The organism is Klenkia terrae, from assembly GCF_037083865.1.
GTDB classification, from domain to species: Bacteria; Actinomycetota; Actinomycetes; order Mycobacteriales; family Geodermatophilaceae; genus Klenkia; species Klenkia terrae.
The window spans coordinates 352386-369171 of record NZ_JBAPLV010000001.1; the positions used below are offsets into that span (position 1 = coordinate 352386).

A 16786-nucleotide genomic window follows, 5' to 3' on the forward strand; every position below is an offset into this window, starting at 1 on the left:
TCGACCCTAGCCACACGTGCACCCCGCGCGGCGGAACGTGCGCCGCCGCCCGGCCGTTGCCGGGTGGACCGTCCGCGTCCCGACCGGGATCCTGGGACGCCCGTCCCGCCCCGCACCCCCCCCGAAGGAGCACGCCCGCTCGTGAGCGACGTCTGGCTCAACATCGTCATGGTCGTCGTCTTCGTCCTCATCGGCGGCGCGTTCGCCGGTGCGGAGATCGCCCTGGTCTCGCTGCGGGAGTCGCAGGTCCGCGCGCTGGGGGAGAAGGGCAAGCGCGGCACCGCGCTGACCAAGCTGCTCAGCGAGCCCAACCGCTTCCTCGCCGCGGTGCAGGTCGGCGTCACCCTGGCCGGGTTCTTCTCCGCGGCCTTCGGCGCCAGCACGCTGTCGGCCCCGCTGGGGGAGTGGCTGGTGTCCCTCGGCCTGGCCGAGGGCGTGGCCGACCCGCTGAGCTTCGTGCTGGTCACCATCGCCATCAGCTACCTGTCCCTCGTGGTCGGCGAGCTGACCCCCAAGCGGCTGGCCCTGCAGCGCGCCGAGGGCTTCTCCCTCGTCGTCGCCGGCCCGCTCAACCGCATCGCCTCGGCGTTCCGGCCGGTCATCTGGCTGCTGTCCCGGTCCACCGACCTGCTGGTCCGGCTGCTGGGCGGGGACCCCAAGCAGAGCGGTGAGTCGATCAGCCAGGAGGAGCTGCGCGACCTCGTCGCCGCCCACGAGTCGCTGTCCAGCGACGAGCGCCGGCTGATCGACGAGGTCTTCCGCGCCGGGGACCGCGAGGTCCGCGAGGTGATGACCCCGCGCACCGAGGTCGACTTCCTCGACGCCTCGATGACGGCCAGCCGGGCGGCCAAGCTGATCGCGGAGTCGGGCCGGTCCCGGTACCCGGTGGTCGGCCGCACGCAGGACGACGTCGTCGGCTTCGTGCACGTCCGCGACCTGCTGCTGCCCAACCACCCGGCGGGCCGGGCGGCCACCGTGGGCGACCTGGCCCGCGAGGTCAAGCAGCTTCCGGGGACGGCGGGGGTGCTCACCGCGCTGTCGGAGATGCGCCGGGAGAGCCAGCACCTGGCCATCGTCGTCGACGAGTACGGCGGCACCGACGGCATCGTGACCCTGGAGGACCTCATCGAGGAGGTCATCGGGGAGATCTACGACGAGTACGACGAGGACGCCGTCCCGGAGAACGACGACCCCGCCGAGGGCCCGCACGACGTCGACGGCCTGCTCAACCTGGACGACTTCGCCGAGGCCACCGGGCTGCACCTGCCCGAGGGGCCCTACGAGACGGTGGCCGGCTGGGTGCTGGCCGAGCTGGGCCGGATCCCCGCCGTCGGGGACACCGCGTCGCACGAGGGGCGCGAGCTCACCGTCACCGAGCTCGACGGCCGGCGCATCGCCCGGATCGCGGTGTCACCCGCCCCGCCGCCGGAGGTCGACGGCGACACCCTCCGAGCGGACGCCGCCAGCTAGCGGCTCAGCTGGGCCCACGCGTCGGCGACCATCGTGGTCAGGTCCGCGTGCTGCGGCGTCCAGCCCAGGTCGGCGCGGATCCGGTCCGAGGAGGCGACCAGCTGGGCCGGGTCGCCGGCCCGCCGGGCGCCGACGACGACCGGCACCGGGTGCCCGGTGACCTCGCGGACGGCGTCGACCACCTGCTGCACGCTGAACCCGGTGCCGTTGCCCAGGTTGTAGACGCGGTGCTCGCCCGGCGCGGGCGCGGGCAGGGCCAGCAGGTGCGCCTCGGCCAGGTCCAGCACGTGGACGTAGTCGCGGATGCAGGTGCCGTCGGGGGTCGGGTAGTCCTCGCCGAAGACGGTGATCGCGTCCCGGGTGCCCGCGGCGACCTGCAGCGCGATGGGGATGAGGTGGGTCTCGGTGGCGTGCCGCTCGCCCCGGCTGAACCCGGCGCCGGCCACGTTGAAGTACCGCAGGCTGACCGCGGCGAAGGAGTGCGCCACCGCGTAGGAGGTCAGCATGTGGTCCACGGCCAGCTTCGAGGCGCCGTAGGTGTTGGTCGGGCGGGTGGGGGCGTCCTCCCGGATCGGCACCGACTCCGGCTCGCCGTAGGTGGCCGCGGTGGAGGAGAAGACGATCCGCCGGCAGTCCACCGCCCGCATCGCCTCCAGCAGCGCGAGCGACCCGCCGACGTTGGTGTGCCAGTAGTCCTCGGGCTGGGTCTGGGAGACCCCGACCAGGCTCTTGGCCGCGAAGTGCAGCACGGCCTCGGGCCGGACGTCGGCCAGGACCGGGCCCGAGTCGTGCAGGGACGCCCGGACGAAGGTCGCGCCCTCGGGGACGGCGTCGGCGTGGCCGGTCGACAGGTCGTCCAGCACGGTCACCTCGTGGCCCCGGTCGAGCAGGGCCGCGGTGACTACGCTGCCGATGTAGCCGGCGCCGCCGGCGACGAGAACTCGCATGTCCCCAGCCTACGGAGGACGTCCCCATGGTCAGCCCGCGCGCGGCGGTGAGCGCCCTCCCGGCCTACCGGCCCGGCCGGAACCCGGCCGACCTGGCCCGTGAGATCGGCGTCCCCAAGGCCGTGAAGCTGGCCAGCAACGAGGTCGCCTTCCCGCCGCTGCCGGCCGTGGTCGCGGCGATCTCGCAGGTGGCGGGGGAGACCAACCGCTACCCGGACAACGGCGCCGCGGTGCTGACCGGCGACCTCGCCCGCCGCTACGGCGTCGACCCCGGCCAGGTGGCCGTCGGGTGCGGTGCGGTCACGCTGCTCCAGCAGGTGGCCCAGGCCTACTGCGACCCCGGCACCGGCTTGGTCTACGCCTGGCGGTCCTTCGAGATGTACCCGCTGCTGGCCCGGGTCGCCGGCGCCACCGCCGTCCAGGTGCCGCTGGTGCCGGGCACCGACGGCGGCCGGGCCGACACCCACGACCTCGACGGCCTGCTGGCCGCGGTGGACGAGACCACCCGCGTCGTCCTCGTGTGCAACCCGAACAACCCGACCGGGACGGCGGTCCGGCGGCCGGCGCTCGAGCGCTTCCTGGACGCCGTGCCCGCCACCACCCTGGTCGTGCTGGACGAGGCCTACCGGGAGTTCGTCACCGACCCCGAGGTGCCCGACGGCGTCGAGCTGATGCGCGGGCGGCCCAACGTCGCGGTCCTGCGCACGTTCTCCAAGGCCTGGGGGCTGGCCGGCCTGCGGGTGGGCTACCTGCTGGCCGAGGACCCCGCCGTGGCCGAGGCGGTGCGCAAGACGCACGTGCCCTTCGGCGTCTCGATGGTCGCCCAGGCCGCCGCGGTCGCCGCGCTGGCCAGCGAGGACGAGGTGCGCGCCCGGGTCGCCGAGGTCACCGCCGAGCGGGAGCGGCTGACCGCCGCGCTGCGGGAGCGCGGGCAGTCCGTCGCCGACAGCCAGGCCAACTTCGTCTGGCTCCCGCTGGGCGAGCGCACCGCCGAGCTCGCCGCTGCCCTGGAGGCCCGGGCCGTGATCACCCGCCCCTTCGCCGGCGAGGGCCTGCGGGTCACCGTCGGCACCCCCGAGGAGGACGACGTCTTCCTGGCCGCCCTCGACGAGATCGTCGGCGGCTAGGCGGGTCCGGCGGGGGACGGGTGGGGTGCGTGGTTCGATGAGGGACGTGCCTGCTCCCCGCGTGCTGTCCGGCATCCAGCCGACGGCGGACTCCTTCCACCTCGGCAACCACCTCGGGGCGCTGCGGCAGTGGGTCAGCATGCAGGCCGACCACGACGCCTTCTACTGCGTCGTGGACCTGCACGCGATCACCGTCGAGCAGGACCCGGCGGTGCTCCGCCGGCGCACGCTGGTGAGCGCCGCCCAGCTGCTGGCGCTGGGCGTCGACCCCGACCGCAGCGCGCTCTTCGTGCAGAGCCACGTGCCCGAGCACGCCCAGCTGGGCTGGGTGCTGCAGTGCATCACCGGCTTCGGCGAGGCCGGCCGGATGACCCAGTTCAAGGACAAGTCCGCCCGGCAGGGGCAGTCCAGCACCAGCGTCGGGCTGTTCACCTACCCGATCCTGCAGGCCGCCGACATCCTGCTCTACCAGGCCCAGCGGGTCCCGGTCGGTGAGGACCAGCGCCAGCACCTGGAGCTGACCCGCGACCTGGCCACCCGGTTCAACAGCCGGTTCGGCGAGACCTTCGTGCTGCCGGAGGCCTACATCCCGCAGGGTGCGGCCAAGGTCCTGGACCTGCAGCAGCCGGACAAGAAGATGTCCAAGAGCCTGCCCGAGGCCGGGTGCGTGAACCTGCTCGACGACCCCAAGGTGATCGGCAAGCGGATCCGCAGCGCCGTCACCGACACCGGCAGGGAGGTCGTCTTCGACCCCGAGGGCAAGCCCGGGGTCAGCAACCTGCTGACCATCCACTCCGCCTTCTCCGGGGTGCCGGTGCCCGAGCTCGAGCAGCGGTTCGCCGGCCGCGGCTACGGCGACCTGAAGAAAGAGCTCGCCGAGGTGGTGGTCGAGGCGCTGGCCCCGGTGCAGGCCCGCACCGCCGAGCTGCTCGCCGACACCGCCGAGCTGGAGCTGGTGCTCGCCGCCGGTGCCGCCCGGGCCCGCGAGGTCGCCGCCCCCACCCTGGCCGCCGTCTACGACCGGATCGGTTTCCTGCCTCCCTCGGGGGCCCGGTGACCAGGCCGGTACCCCCTCCCCGGCAGCAGCCCCCGCGCCGGCACGACGACACGTTCGTCCCGCGCAACGCCCACCGCGCCGTCGGCGCCACGGCCGTGCTGGGCGTGGTGGTCGACATCCCCGAGCCCTGGGCCCAGTTGCTGGTCAACTGGCGGGCCAAGTGCGGGGACCCGCAGGCCGGGGTGGTGCCGCCGCACGTCACCCTGCTGCCGCCCACCGAGGTCGCCACCGCCGACCGGTCGCTGATCTCCGCCCACCTGGCCGCGGTGGCCCGCAGCCACCCGCCCTTCGAGATCCGCCTGCAGGGCACCGGCACCTTCCGGCCGGTCTCCGAGGTGGTCTTCGTGGCCGTCGCCGCGGGCGTCGCCGACTGCGCGGCGATCGCCACCGACGTCCGCAGCGGCCCGCTGGCCCGGCCGTTGTCGTTCCCGTACCACCCGCACGTCACCGTGGCCCACGACGTGCCCGCCGAGGCCCTCGACATGGCGGCCACCGAGCTGGCCGGCCTGGAGTGCACCTTCCCGGTCGGGCACTTCACCGAGTTCGAGCAGCAGTCCAGCGGCGCGTGGGCCGTGGCCCGCCGGCACCCGCTGACCGGACCGCCGCGCGCCTGACCGGCCCGGTCGGCGCCCGCCCGCCCCGACCCGGAGAATCGGCGCCGTGAGCACAGCGCAGGAGCCGGCCCCCGGCGGCAACGTGATCACCCGGACCGTCGACGGCGTCCGCGACCTGATCCACCGCGGCCGGGCCGCCCAGCCCTGGTTCGACCACCTGGTGCACGCCGGCGGGCACTACAACCGCGCACAGGGCGACGTCCTCGCCTCGGCCGTGACCTACTACGCCTTCCTGGCGCTGTTCCCCGTCGTGCTGCTGCTGGCCTCGATCGCCGGCTTCGTGCTGGCCGGGAACACCGCGCTGCAGCTGGAGCTGGTCGAGGCCATCCAGGACGCCGTCCCGGGCAAGACCGGCAGCGACCTGGCGCAGGCCGTGGTGGGCGCCATCAACGCCCGGAGCACCACCGGGGTGATCGGGCTGGTCGGCTTCCTGGTCGTCGGCCTGGGCGCGGTGGACAAGCTCCGGGTCGGGATGGACGTCGTCTGGCGCGGCAGACCGGACCAGCCCGACTTCCTCGGCGACCGGCTCAAGGACCTCTTGGTGCTGCTCGGGCTGGCCGGCGCCGGCGTGCTGTCCATCGCGCTGAGCACGGGGACGACGGCGGCGGCGGGCTACGCCTTCGACCTGCTGGGCATCGACCAGGTGCCCGGGTTCTTCCTGCTCACCGGGGTGCTCGGCATCGGGCTGGCCCTGGTCGGCGACACCCTGGTCTTCCTGTGGGTGCTCAAGGGCGTGCCGAACACGCCCTTCGGCATCCGGATGCTGCTGCCGGGTGCCGCCTTCGGCGCCGTCGGGTTCGAGGTGCTGAAGTTCGTGGGCGGGTACTACCTGAACATCCTCAGCGGCAACGTGACCGTCTCGGCGTTCGGCGGGTTCGTCGGGCTGATCATCTGGATCAACGTGGTCGCCCGGTTCGCCTTCTTCACGGCCGCGTGGACCGCGACCCTCCCGGCGGTCGAGCACTCGGCCGCGGGGGTCCCGCACGGCCCGCCGAGCCCGACCCGGCTGCCCGACGTGGTGCTGGTCGACGAACGCGGTCCGCGCCCGGCTCCGCTCGCCCTCGCGGCGGGCCTGCTGGGGGCAGGGGCGCTGATGGGTGCGGCGGCAGGTCGCTGGGTCCCCGCCGCGGTCCGTCGCCGGGACCGCCGGCCGGCCCGTCGTCCCGACGCGGCGGCGGACGCCTGACCGCCCGGTCGTCGGACCACCCGCCGGCCGGCACCAGCCGGACGGCCCGTCGGCGGCCGACCACCGTGGCGACCACGACCGCCGCCGCGGCCGTGCCGAGGGCCACGGGCAGCAGGACCGACTCGGCGGGCGCCTGGGTGGACGCCGGCTGCACGGCGGCGCTCTGCGCGGCGGCCGCGGCGTCGGCGGCCTCGGCCGAGCTCAGCGTGCCGTCGGCGGGGGAGGGGACGGCGAGGCCGGCCGACGCGGCGTCGCTGCCGACCTCGCCCGGCGCGACCAGGGTGCCCACCCCGCTGCCGGTCGGGGTGGCGAAGCCCCAGTCCAGCAGCCGCTCCGCCTGCTCGGTCGTGGAGACCGGGTAGCGCTCGGTCTGCATGAGGCTGACCACCAGCCGGCGGCCGTCGCGCTGCGCGGCGGCCACGAAGGTGTGCCGGGCGGCGTCGGTGAAGCCGGTCTTGCCGCCCAGGGTGCCCGGGTACTCGGTGAGCAGGGTGTTCTGGGTCTGGATCTGGTAGCCGTCGCTCTTGCCGGGGACGGCGGGCATCTGCGCGGTCGTCTGCTGCAGGATCGCCGCGGTCGTGGGGTCGTCCACCAGCTGGGCCATGATCAGCGCCAGGTCGTAGGCCGAGGACGTCTGGCCCGCGACGTCCAGCCCGGACGGCGTGCCGGCCACGGTGTCCAGGGCGCCGATCCGCTGGGCCGTGGCGTTCATCGCCGCCAGCGTCGCTGGCACCCCGCCCGCGGCCCGGGCCAGGGCGTTGGCGGCGTCGTTGCCCGACTGCATGACCAGGGCGTCGAACAGCAGCGACACCGGGTACTGGCCGCCGGCCACGAGGCCGACCCGGCTGCCCTCGACCGACTCGTCCTCGGTGGTGCCCTCCACGACGAGCGCCGGGTCCAGCGCCGGGGCGAGGGTGAGCAGCGTGAGCGTCTTGAGCGTGCTGGCCGGGTAGTAGCGGCCGTGCGGGTCCTGGGCGCCGAGCACCTCGCCGGTGTCCAGGTCGGCGACCACCCAGCCGTGCGCGTCGATGCCCTCGGGCAGGGCCGGTGCCCCGGCGACGGTGACCAGGCCGCGGGTGTCCAGGCCGTCGCCGCCCACGGTGCTGCCGTCGGGGGCGTGGCCCTGCGCGGGACCGCCGTCCTGGGGGGCGGTGGGGGTCGGGGCCGCCGGGTCGACGGTCGGCCGGGACGTGTCCTCGGCCAGGGCGGCCGGGACGCCGGCCAGCAGGACGACACCCGTGACAAGCGCCACCGCGGCCGCGCGGGCACCGGGCAGCAGGGATCGCATGGTGCGCGACGCTAACCGCGGGAGGCCCCGACCGGGGTGGCCCGGGTGCGTGTCGGCTCCGTCGCGTGACGCATGTGCCGGGTGTGCCGGGGCGGGCGCCACGTGTCGGCCACGTCGCCGGGTCCTAACGATCGGGTCTCGGTGTCCCTGCGGTGGTGCCGGGGGGACACCGGCCGCGGCTAGCGTGCCGGAATCGCCGCCTCGCCCCTCCGCGGGCCCGGGGCGGTGGGACACCCGAGAGCACACCCCGGGGCGCACCCCCTCCGGGTGGGCGTCGCCCCACACGAGAGGAGAACCCCTTGCGCCGAGCGCGTGGGATGAAGCTGGCCGCCCTGGCCATCGCCGGCAGCCTGGCCCTGGCGGCCTGCGCCAGCGACGAGGACACCAGCGGCAGCGGTGGCAGCGCGAGCAGCGGCGGCAGCGAGGACGGCCCGAAGATCGGCCTCGCCTACGACACCGGCGGCCGCGGCGACAAGTCCTTCAACGACTCGGCCTACGCCGGCGTCGAGGCGGCCATCGAGGCCAACGGCGGCTCCGTGCAGGAGGTCTCGCCCAACAGCGACGCCTCCGACCGGGCCGACCTGCTGACCCAGCTCGCCGACCAGGGCTTCAACCCGATCATCGCCGTCGGCTTCGCCTACGGCGACGTGATCGGCGACGTGGCCCAGCAGTACCCCGACGTCGACTTCGCCATCGTCGACTCCACCGGCGTGGACGTCGCCGACAACGTGACCGGCCTGCAGTTCGCCGCCAACCAGGGCTCGTTCCTCGGTGGCGTCGCGGCCGCGACCAAGAGCGAGACCGGCCACGTCGGCTTCGTCGGCGGCGTCGAGACCCCGCTGATCCAGGCCTTCGAGGCCGGCTTCGTCGCCGGTGCGCAGACCGTCAAGCCCGACATCATCATCGACCGGCAGTACATCTCGCCCGCCGGTGACTTCTCCGGGTTCAACGACCCCGCCCGCGGCCAGATCGTGGCCCAGGGCATGTTCGACGCCGGCGCCGACATCGTCTACGCCGCCGCCGGTGGTTCGGGCATCGGTGTCTTCCAGGCCGCCGCGGCCTCCGGTGGCCGGGCCATCGGGGTCGACTCCGACCAGTACGAGACCGTCGGCGACGCCTCGCTGCAGGCCGTGATCATGACCTCGGTCCTCAAGCGCGTGGACAACGCGGTCGAGGCCTACATCGGCACCTTCGTCGACGGCAGCGTCGAGGGCGGCACCGACGTGGTCAACGACCTGTCCACCGAGGGTGTGGGCCTGTCCTACTCCGGCGGGTTCATCGACGACATCCAGTCGACGATCGACGACTACACCCAGCAGATCGTCGACGGCGAGATCACCGTCCCGGAGACCCCGACCGACTGACGTCGGGTCGCCTCCAGCAGCAGGACGACGGGCCCGGGCGGTAGCGCCCGGGCCCGTCGTTTCTGCTGTGTACCGTCCCACCGTCGGGACTCCGGCGGGCCCAGCGCCCAGCCGACCGAAGATCGTCCACCGAGGAGCACCGGGAGTGGCAGTGACGGAGTCAGCACCGCCGGCGGTGGAGCTGCGCGGGATCACCAAGCGGTTCCCGGGGGTCGTCGCGAACAAGGACATCGAGCTGCGGGTCGCCCGCGGCGAGGTCCACGCGATCGTGGGCGAGAACGGCGCCGGGAAGTCGACGCTGATGAAGACCCTGTACGGCATGCACCGGCCCGACGAGGGCCAGATCCTGCTCGACGGCCGCGAGGTCGTCTTCAAGAGCCCCGGCGACGCGATCGCGGCCGGCGTCGGCATGGTGCACCAGCACTTCATGCTGGCCGACAACCTGACGGTCCTGGAGAACGTGGTCCTGGGCGCGGAGAAGGCGCACGGCATCGGTGCCGCCGCCCGCCGCCGGATCACCGAGATCTCCGAGTCCTACGCCCTGGGCCTGGAGCCCGACGACCTGGTCGAGGACCTCGGCGTGGGCGACCGGCAGCGGGTGGAGATCGCCAAGGTGCTCTACCGCGGCGCGACCACGCTGATCCTGGACGAGCCCACCGCCGTCCTGGTGCCGCAGGAGGTCGACGAGCTGTTCGGCAACCTCGCGGAGCTCAAGCGCGAGGGCCTCACGGTCATCTTCATCTCCCACAAGCTCGACGAGGTGCGGAAGGTGGCCGACTCGATCACCGTCATCCGCCGCGGCACCACGGTGGGCACCGCCGACCCGCGGACGACGACGGCCAAGCAGCTGGCCGAGATGATGGTCGGCGCCGAGCTGCCCACCCCGGAGACCCGCACCTCCACCGTCCGCGACACCCCGGTGCTGGAGCTGCGCGGGGTCACCGTGGCCGGCCAGGGCGCCCGCCCCGCCGTCGACGACGTCACGCTGACCGTCCGCGAGGGCGAGGTCGTGGGCATCGCCGGCGTCGAGGGCAACGGCCAGGCCGAGCTGGTGGACGCGATCATGGGGCTGCGCCCGCTGGCCGCCGGGACGGTCGTGCTCGGCACCGACGACATCACCGCCTGGACCACCCGGACCCGGCGCGAGCGCGGCATCGGCTTCATCCCCGAGGACCGGCACCGCCAGGGCATGCTGCTGGACGCCCCGCTCTGGGAGAACCGGGTGCTGGGCCACCAGACCGAGGCCCCCAACGCCCGCGGCCTGTTCATCGACCGCAAGGCCGCCCGGGCCGACACCGAGCGGATCATGCGCGAGTACGACGTCCGCGCCCCGGGGCCGGACACCCTGGCCGTCGCCCTGTCCGGCGGCAACCAGCAGAAGCTCATCGTCGGTCGCGAGATGAGCGCGAAGCCGCGGCTGCTGATCGCCGCGCACCCGACCCGCGGCGTCGACGTCGGTGCGCAGTCGGTCATCTGGGAACTGCTCAAGGACGCCCGCGCGGAGGGGCTGGGGATCGTGCTGATCTCGGCCGACCTGGACGAGCTGATCGGCCTGTCCGACACCCTCCAGGTCATGCTGCGCGGCGCCGTGGTCGCCACCCTCGACCCGGGCGCGGTCACCCCCGAGCAGCTCGGCGGGTACATGACCGGCGCGGTCGCCGGCACCACGGCGGGTGCGGCGTGAGCGTGCTGCGCCGCACCGGCCAGGCGCTGCTCGCGCCGCTGCTGGCCGTGGTCATCGCCCTGGTCATCTCCGGGGCGGTCATGGCCGCCATCGGGGTGGACCCGCTGCGGGCGCTGTCGGTCATGACCGACTTCGGCGAGACCCCCTCGCAGCAGGTCACCGCGATCGTCGTCGTCCTCAACCGCGCCGTCCCGCTGTTCCTGGCCGGGCTCGCGGTGGCCGTCGCCTTCCGGATGGGCCTGTTCAACATCGGCGTCGAGGGCCAGTACCGGATGGCCACCGTCGTCGCCGCCGGCGTGGGGGCGTCGGTGTCGCTGCCGGGCCCGCTGCACGTCCTGCTGATCATCGTGGTCGCGATGGGCATGGCCGCGATCTGGGCCGGCATCGTCGGCGTCCTCAAGGTCACCCGCGGCGTGTCCGAGGTGATCAGCTCGATCATGCTGAACTTCATCGCGCTGGGGCTGGCGTCGTTCCTGCTCACCGGCCCGCTGCGGGGCAGCGAGCCGGGCGCCTCCATCGTCACGACGAAGGAGATCCCGGAGTCGGGCTGGTTCCCCTCGCTCAACGGGGTCTTCGGCGCCCTCGGCCTGGCCGACCCGCCGCGGCAGCTCTACGGCTTCCTGCTGGTGGCGGTCGTGGTCGGCGTCGTGGTCGCGGTGCTGCTCAAGCGCACCCGGTTCGGCTTCGACCTGCGGGCCACCGGCCTGTCGGCGTCGGCGGCCTCGGCCAGCGGCGTGGACGCCAAGCGCATGGTCATCACCACGATGCTGATCTCCGGTGCGATCGCCGGGCTGATCGGCCTGCCCGACCTGCTGGGCGCCGACCACAACTACGGCACCCAGTTCACCTCCGGGCTGGGCTTCCTGGGCATCGCGATCGCCCTGCTGGGCCGCAACAACCCGATCGGCATCGCGGTCGCCGCGGTGCTCTTCGCCTTCCTGGACCGGGCGTCGGTGCCGCTGCAGATCGCCAACATCCCGTCCTCGGTGGTCACGATCATCCAGGGCACGATCGTGCTCGCGGTGGTCATCGCCAACGAGGTCGCCCGCCGCATCGCCCGCCGCCAGGCCGAGTCGGGCACGGCGGTCGCCCCGCCGGCCGCCGGCGACGGCAGCAGCGGCGAGCCCGACGCCGGTCCGCCGAGCGGGCCCGCGCTGAGCAACGCCTCCGGCGCCACCGGCCGCACCGACCCGATGGGGAGCGCCTCGTGAGCACCGCGACCACCGCCGGCACCACCGCCCCGTCCCGGGGCCCGGTGACCGAGCTCTTCCTGGGCGGCGGCCGCGGGCGCCGGCTCACCTGGATCCTGGTCGGCCTGCTGCTGCTGGTCTCCGCCGTCCGGGTCATCTCCGGGCAGCAGGCGCTGACGTCGTCCTCGACGATGGCCGCCACGCTGCTGCTGGCCGTGCCGCTGCTGCTGGCGGCGCTGGGCGGGTTGTTCGCCGAGCGGGCCGGCGTGGTGAACATCGGCCTGGACGGGATGATGATCCTGGGCACCTGGGGGGCCGGTTTCGCCGGCTACCAGTGGGGCTGGCAGGGCGCCGTGCTCGGCGGCATCCTCATGGGCGCCCTGGGCGGGCTGCTGCACGCGGTCGCCACCGTCACCTTCGGCGTCGACCACGTGATCTCCGGCGTCGCGATCAACATCCTGGCCGCCGGCGTCGTCCGCTTCCTGTCCGAGTCGATCTACGTGGACAACCCGGCCGGCGGTGGCGTCACCCAGTCCCCGGCGATGTCCTCCCGACCGCCGACGTTCTCGCTGCCGGTGCTCTCCTCGGGCCCGGACCTGCTGGGCAAGCTGGAGAACCTGCACTGGTTCCTGCTCAGCGACCTGGCCGGGGTGCTGCGCGGGTTCACCAACGGCGTCGGCGTGCTGACCGTCGTCGCGGTCCTCATGGTGCCCGGGGCCTACCTGCTGCTGTGGCGCACCGCGTTCGGGCTGCGCGTGCGCTCCTGCGGGGAGAACCCGGCCGCGGCGGACTCCCTGGGCGTGCCTGTCTACCGGCTCAAGTACATCGCCGTGGTCATCTCGGGCTCGCTCGCCGGGCTGGGCGGGGTGTTCCTGGTCTTCATCGCCAACATCTACCGCGAGGGCCAGACCAACGGCCGCGGGTTCATCGGCCTGGCCGCGCTGATCTTCGGCAACTGGCGCCCCGGTGGCCTGGCCGCCGGCGCCGGTCTGTTCGGGTTCGCCGACGCCCTGCAGCTGCGCAGCCGCACCGGCGTGGTCGCCCTGCTGCTGCTGGTGGCGATCCTGCTGCTGGCCGTCGCGGTGGTGCAGGGCGCCCGCGGCAAGATCACCCAGGCGGTGACGGCGGCGGCCTTCGCGGCCGCCTCGCTGGTGGGCTACATCGTCATCGACGAGCTGCCCGAGGGCATCGTCAGCTTCACCCCGCACCTGACCACGCTGCTGGTGCTGTCCCTGGCCTCCCAACGGCTGCGGATGCCCAAGGCCGACGGACTGGTCTACCGGAGAGGCGAACATTGATCGACTGGGATGCCCTGCGCGCCGCGGCGCGCGAGGCCATGACGCACGCCTACGCGCCGTACTCGCACTTCCCGGTGGGTGTCGCCGGGCTGGTCGACGACGGCCGGGTGGTCACCGGCTGCAACGTGGAGAACGCCTCGTACGGCATCGGGCTGTGCGCCGAGTGCGGGATGGTCAGCGAGCTCGCCCGCTCCGGCGGCGGCCGGCTGGTCGCGGTGGCGTGCGTCGGCGGTGACGGCCAGCCGCTCATGCCGTGCGGCCGGTGCCGGCAGCTGCTCTGGGAGTTCGGCGGCGCGGACATGATGATCGAGACCGTGTCGCTGGGGATCGTGCCGATGCGCGAGGTGCTGCCCGACGCGTTCGGCCCCGAGGACCTGGTGAAGGCGGCGGAGCGGGCATGAGCACCCACGACGCGATCGACGTCATCCGGGCCAAGCGGGACGGCGTCGAGCTGTCCGGCGACCAGATCCGCTGGGTCATCGGCGCCTACACCGCGGGCCAGGTGCCCGACGAGCAGATGAGCGCGCTGCTGATGAGCGTGTTCTTCCGCGGCATGACGCCGGCGGAGCTGGCCGCGTGGACCCAGGCGATGATCGACTCCGGCGTCCGCAAGGACCTGTCCGGGCTGGGCCGCCCGACGGCGGACAAGCACTCCACCGGCGGCGTGGGGGACAAGACCACCCTGCCGCTGGCGCCCCTGGTCGCCGCGTGCGGCGTCGCCGTCCCGCAGCTGTCCGGCCGCGGGCTCGGGCACACCGGCGGCACGCTGGACAAGCTGGAGGCCATCCCCGGCTGGCGGGCGGCGCTGACCGAGGACGAGTACCTCGCCCAGCTCCGCGACGTCGGTGCTGTGGTGTGCGCGGCCGGCAACGACCTGGCCCCGGCGGACAAGCTGCTCTACGCGCTGCGCGACGTCACCGGCACGGTCGAGTCGATCCCGCTGATCGCCAGCTCGATCATGAGCAAGAAGATCGCCGAGGGCGCCGACGCGCTCGTGCTGGACGTCAAGACCGGCAGCGGCGCGTTCATGAAGGACGTCGAGAGCTCCCGTGAGCTGGCCCGCACCATGGTCGGCCTCGGCGAGGCCGCCGGCGTGCGCACCGTGGCCCTGGTGACCGCGATGGACCGTCCGCTGGGCCGCTCGGCGGGCAACGCCGTGGAGGTCGCGGAGTCCCTCGAGGTGCTGGCCGGCGGCGGACCGGCCGACCTGGTCGAGCTGACCCTGGCCCTGGCCCGCGAGATGCTGGCCGGCGCCGGGCGCCCGGACGTCGACCCCGCCGCGGCGCTGGCCGACGGCCGGGCCATGGACTCCTGGAAGGCCATGATCCGCGCCCAGGGCGGTGACCCCGACGCCCCGCTGCCGCAGCCGACCGAGCGCCACGTGGTCACCGCGCCGGCCACCGGCACGCTCACCCGGCTGGACGCCTACGCCCTCGGCGTGGCCGCCTGGCGGCTGGGCGCCGGCCGGGCGCGCAAGGAGGACCCGGTGTCGGCCGCGGCCGGCGTCGTCTGGCACGCGTCGGTGGGGGAGCAGGTGACCGCCGGCCAGCCGCTGCTGGAGCTGCAGACCGACGACGCCTCGCGGATCGAGCGGGCGCTGGCGGCCCTGGACGGCGCCGTGGGCGTCGACACCGAGGACACCGTGCTGCCGCTGGTGGTCGACCGCATCACGTCCTGAGCACACCGTCGCGCTCCGCGCTCCCACCGCGGCCACGAGCCGGTGCCGGCTGCGCGGAGCGTGTCCGTGCGACGCCGGCGGGAGGACTCCGTCCTCCGCACCGACGCCGCACACCGCCTGCGGCGGGTCCGTCCAGGCGCATGGGGGACACTCGGTCCTCGTGAGCACCACCCCTGCGCCCGTCGCCGAGCAGCCGACCACCCCGCTGGACCCCGATGCGGCGATCAGCGTGCGCGGGCTGGTGAAGCGCTACGGCGACCGCAACGCCGTCGACGGCCTGGACCTGGACATCCGGCGCGGGGAGATCTTCGCGCTGCTGGGCCCCAACGGCGCCGGCAAGACCACCACCGTCGAGGTGCTCGAGGGCTACCGCAGCCGGGACGGCGGCCAGGTCGCCGTCCTGGGCGTGGACCCGGCGGCGGGCGGGCGCCGCTGGCGTTCCGACATCGGCATCGTGCTGCAGGCCGGCGCCGGCGACAGCCAGCTGACCTGCCTGGAGCTGCTCACCGCCCAGGCGTCGTACTACCCCGCGCCGCGGGACCCGCACGAGGTGCTGGAGCTCGTCGGGCTGACCGAGAAGGCCCGCGCCCGTGGCCGGTCGCTGTCCGGTGGCCAGCGCCGCCGCCTGGACGTCGCCCTGGGCATCGTCGGCGGCCCGGCCCTGCTGTTCCTGGACGAGCCGACCACCGGGTTCGACCCCGAGGCCCGCCGCCAGTTCTGGTCGCTGATCCGCTCCCTGCGCGAGCTCGGCACGACGATGCTGCTGACCACCCACTACCTGGACGAGGCCGAGGAGCTGGCGGACCGGGTGGGGGTCATCACCGCCGGCCGGCTGGTCGAGGTCGCCGTCCCCGCCGAGCTGGGGGGCCGGGGCACCGCGCCCGCGGTGGTCAGCTGGACCGAGGACGGCCGCCGCCGCACCGAGGCCACCCAGACCCCCACCGCGCTGGTGGCCGAGCTCGGCGCCCGGTTCCCCGGCGAGGTGCCCGACCTGGCCGTCGCCCGCCCGACCCTGGAAGACGTGTACCTGCAGATGATCGGCCAGACCTCGTGACCGCCCCCTCCACCAAGCTCCCGGCGCTGGCCCGGGTCTACCGGGTGCGCGCCGGCGTCGAGCTCAAGGAGTTCTTCCGGCAGCGGGAGTCGGTGGTCTTCACCCTGATGTTCCCGGTGATCCTGCTGGTGGTCTTCGGCGCCGTCCTGGACTACGAGATCGGCGGCGGGGTCACCTTCACCCAGTACTTCATGGCCGGGGTGATCGCGGCCGGCATCCTGGGCGCCAGCCTGCAGAACATGGCCATCGGCATCGCCACCGAGCGCAGCGACGGCACGCTGAAGAACCTGGCCGGGACGCCGATGCCCAAGAGCGCCTACTTCGTCGGCAAGATCGCCCAGGTCGTCGCGGTCACCGTCGCCACCATCGTGATCCTGCTGGTCGTGGGCGTGGTGCTGTACGGCATCGACCTGCCCAGCGGCACGCAGTGGCTGACCTTCACCTGGGTCGCCGTCCTGGGGTCCGCGGCGTGCACGCTGCTGGGCATCGCGGTGTCCAGCCTGGCCAAGAACGGCCGCTCGGCGTCGGCCACGGTGACGCCGTTCGCGCTGATCCTGCAGTTCATCTCCGGGGTGTTCTTCCGGTTCGACCAGATCCCGGAGTGGATGCAGACCATCGCCGCGGTCTTCCCGCTCAAGTGGATGGCCCAGGGCCTGCGGTCGGTCTTCCTGCCCGACGTGCTCGCCGCCCAGGAGCCCGCCGGCTCGTGGGAGCTCGGCCGGGTCGCGCTCGTGCTCACGGCCTGGGTGGCCGTCGGCCTGCTGCTGTGCGTGCGCACCTTCCGCTGGCGGGACAAGGCGGACGGGTGAGGCCGCCGGGTAGCGTCCCG

The 16786-nt window shown here is 74.1% G+C and carries 14 protein-coding genes and 1 pseudogene; 13 read left to right on the forward strand and 2 right to left on the reverse strand.

What is annotated here, in order from left to right; translation table 11 throughout:
- Positions 1 to 141 precede the first annotated feature (141 nt).
- Complete coding sequence (locus UXQ13_RS01780) at positions 142 to 1470, forward strand: hemolysin family protein (RefSeq protein WP_225234606.1); 1329 nt, start codon at positions 142 to 144, stop codon at positions 1468 to 1470.
- Here UXQ13_RS01780 and galE read toward each other — a convergent pair.
- Complete coding sequence (galE, locus tag UXQ13_RS01785; protein WP_336391701.1) at positions 1467 to 2417, reverse strand: UDP-glucose 4-epimerase GalE; 951 nt, start codon at positions 2415 to 2417, stop codon at positions 1467 to 1469. The genes UXQ13_RS01780 and galE overlap by 4 nt on opposite strands.
- Before the next feature lie 26 nt (positions 2418 to 2443).
- Between galE and hisC the strand changes: the two genes are divergently transcribed.
- The 4 genes and pseudogenes from hisC to UXQ13_RS01805 form a co-directional block, all read left to right on the forward strand.
- Complete coding sequence (gene hisC, locus UXQ13_RS01790; RefSeq protein WP_336391702.1) at positions 2444 to 3544, forward strand: histidinol-phosphate transaminase; 1101 nt, start codon at positions 2444 to 2446, stop codon at positions 3542 to 3544.
- A 37-nt stretch (positions 3545 to 3581) separates the two neighbouring features.
- Positions 3582 to 4601, forward strand: a complete 1020-nt coding sequence (gene trpS / locus UXQ13_RS01795; protein ID WP_380093418.1) for a tryptophan--tRNA ligase — start codon at positions 3582 to 3584, stop codon at positions 4599 to 4601.
- Entirely contained in the window at positions 4598 to 5215 is a 618-nt protein-coding gene (locus tag UXQ13_RS01800) for a 2'-5' RNA ligase family protein (protein WP_336391703.1), read from the forward strand. Before trpS ends, UXQ13_RS01800 begins: the two co-directional genes overlap by 4 nt.
- 214 nt (positions 5216 to 5429) lie before the next feature.
- Positions 5430 to 6107, forward strand: a pseudogene (locus UXQ13_RS01805) (YihY/virulence factor BrkB family protein); the annotation flags it as partial.
- Positions 6108 to 6138: 31 nt separating this feature from the next.
- Here UXQ13_RS01805 and UXQ13_RS01810 read toward each other — a convergent pair.
- Positions 6139 to 7689: a D-alanyl-D-alanine carboxypeptidase family protein gene (locus UXQ13_RS01810; protein ID WP_336391704.1), complete on the reverse strand. Its 1551-nt coding sequence runs from the start codon at positions 7687 to 7689 to the stop codon at positions 6139 to 6141.
- Positions 7690 to 7988: 299 nt separating this feature from the next.
- Between UXQ13_RS01810 and UXQ13_RS01815 the strand changes: the two genes are divergently transcribed.
- The 8 genes from UXQ13_RS01815 (at position 7989) to UXQ13_RS01850 (ending at position 16766) form a co-directional block, all read left to right on the forward strand.
- A complete protein-coding gene (locus tag UXQ13_RS01815; protein ID WP_336391705.1) occupies positions 7989 to 9053 on the forward strand; it encodes a BMP family lipoprotein in 1065 nt (354 codons plus the stop codon).
- A gap of 151 nt (positions 9054 to 9204) precedes the next feature.
- A complete protein-coding gene (locus UXQ13_RS01820) occupies positions 9205 to 10737 on the forward strand; it encodes an ABC transporter ATP-binding protein (RefSeq protein ID WP_336391706.1) in 1533 nt (510 codons plus the stop codon).
- Positions 10734 to 11948 carry an ABC transporter permease gene (locus UXQ13_RS01825; protein ID WP_336391707.1) on the forward strand — a complete coding sequence of 405 codons (1215 nt, stop codon included), beginning with the start codon at positions 10734 to 10736 and terminating at the stop codon, positions 11946 to 11948. Before UXQ13_RS01820 ends, UXQ13_RS01825 begins: the two co-directional genes overlap by 4 nt.
- The gene (locus UXQ13_RS01830; protein ID WP_336391708.1) at positions 11945 to 13225 is read left to right on the forward strand and encodes an ABC transporter permease; all 1281 of its coding nucleotides are present in this window, start codon (positions 11945 to 11947) and stop codon (positions 13223 to 13225) included. The genes UXQ13_RS01825 and UXQ13_RS01830 overlap by 4 nt, the downstream gene beginning before the upstream one ends.
- Positions 13222 to 13626 (forward strand): cytidine deaminase, encoded by a 405-nt coding sequence (locus tag UXQ13_RS01835; protein ID WP_225234616.1) that lies wholly within the window; start codon positions 13222 to 13224, stop codon positions 13624 to 13626. Before UXQ13_RS01830 ends, UXQ13_RS01835 begins: the two co-directional genes overlap by 4 nt.
- Positions 13623 to 14903 (forward strand): thymidine phosphorylase, encoded by a 1281-nt coding sequence (locus UXQ13_RS01840; RefSeq protein ID WP_225234617.1) that lies wholly within the window; start codon positions 13623 to 13625, stop codon positions 14901 to 14903. Before UXQ13_RS01835 ends, UXQ13_RS01840 begins: the two co-directional genes overlap by 4 nt.
- A gap of 160 nt (positions 14904 to 15063) precedes the next feature.
- On the forward strand, positions 15064 to 15957 hold the full coding sequence (locus UXQ13_RS01845; protein WP_336391709.1) for an ABC transporter ATP-binding protein: 894 nt from the start codon (positions 15064 to 15066) through the stop codon (positions 15955 to 15957).
- Positions 15954 to 16766, forward strand: a complete 813-nt coding sequence (locus UXQ13_RS01850) for an ABC transporter permease (protein WP_336391710.1) — start codon at positions 15954 to 15956, stop codon at positions 16764 to 16766. The genes UXQ13_RS01845 and UXQ13_RS01850 overlap by 4 nt, the downstream gene beginning before the upstream one ends.
- Positions 16767 to 16786 lie beyond the last annotated feature (20 nt).

Bases quoted from the DNA above. Each gene is read 5' to 3' on its own strand.
- trpS (WP_380093418.1), top strand. From the start codon at position 3,582: ATGAGGGACGTGCCTGCTCCCCGCGTGCTGTCCGGCATCCAGCCGACG.
- galE (WP_336391701.1), bottom strand. From the start codon at position 2,417: ATGCGAGTTCTCGTCGCCGGCGGCGCCGGCTACATCGGCAGCGTAGTC.
- UXQ13_RS01810 (WP_336391704.1), bottom strand. From the start codon at position 7,689: ATGCGATCCCTGCTGCCCGGTGCCCGCGCGGCCGCGGTGGCGCTTGTC.
- hisC (WP_336391702.1), top strand. From the start codon at position 2,444: ATGGTCAGCCCGCGCGCGGCGGTGAGCGCCCTCCCGGCCTACCGGCCC.
- UXQ13_RS01840 (WP_225234617.1), top strand. From the start codon at position 13,623: ATGAGCACCCACGACGCGATCGACGTCATCCGGGCCAAGCGGGACGGC.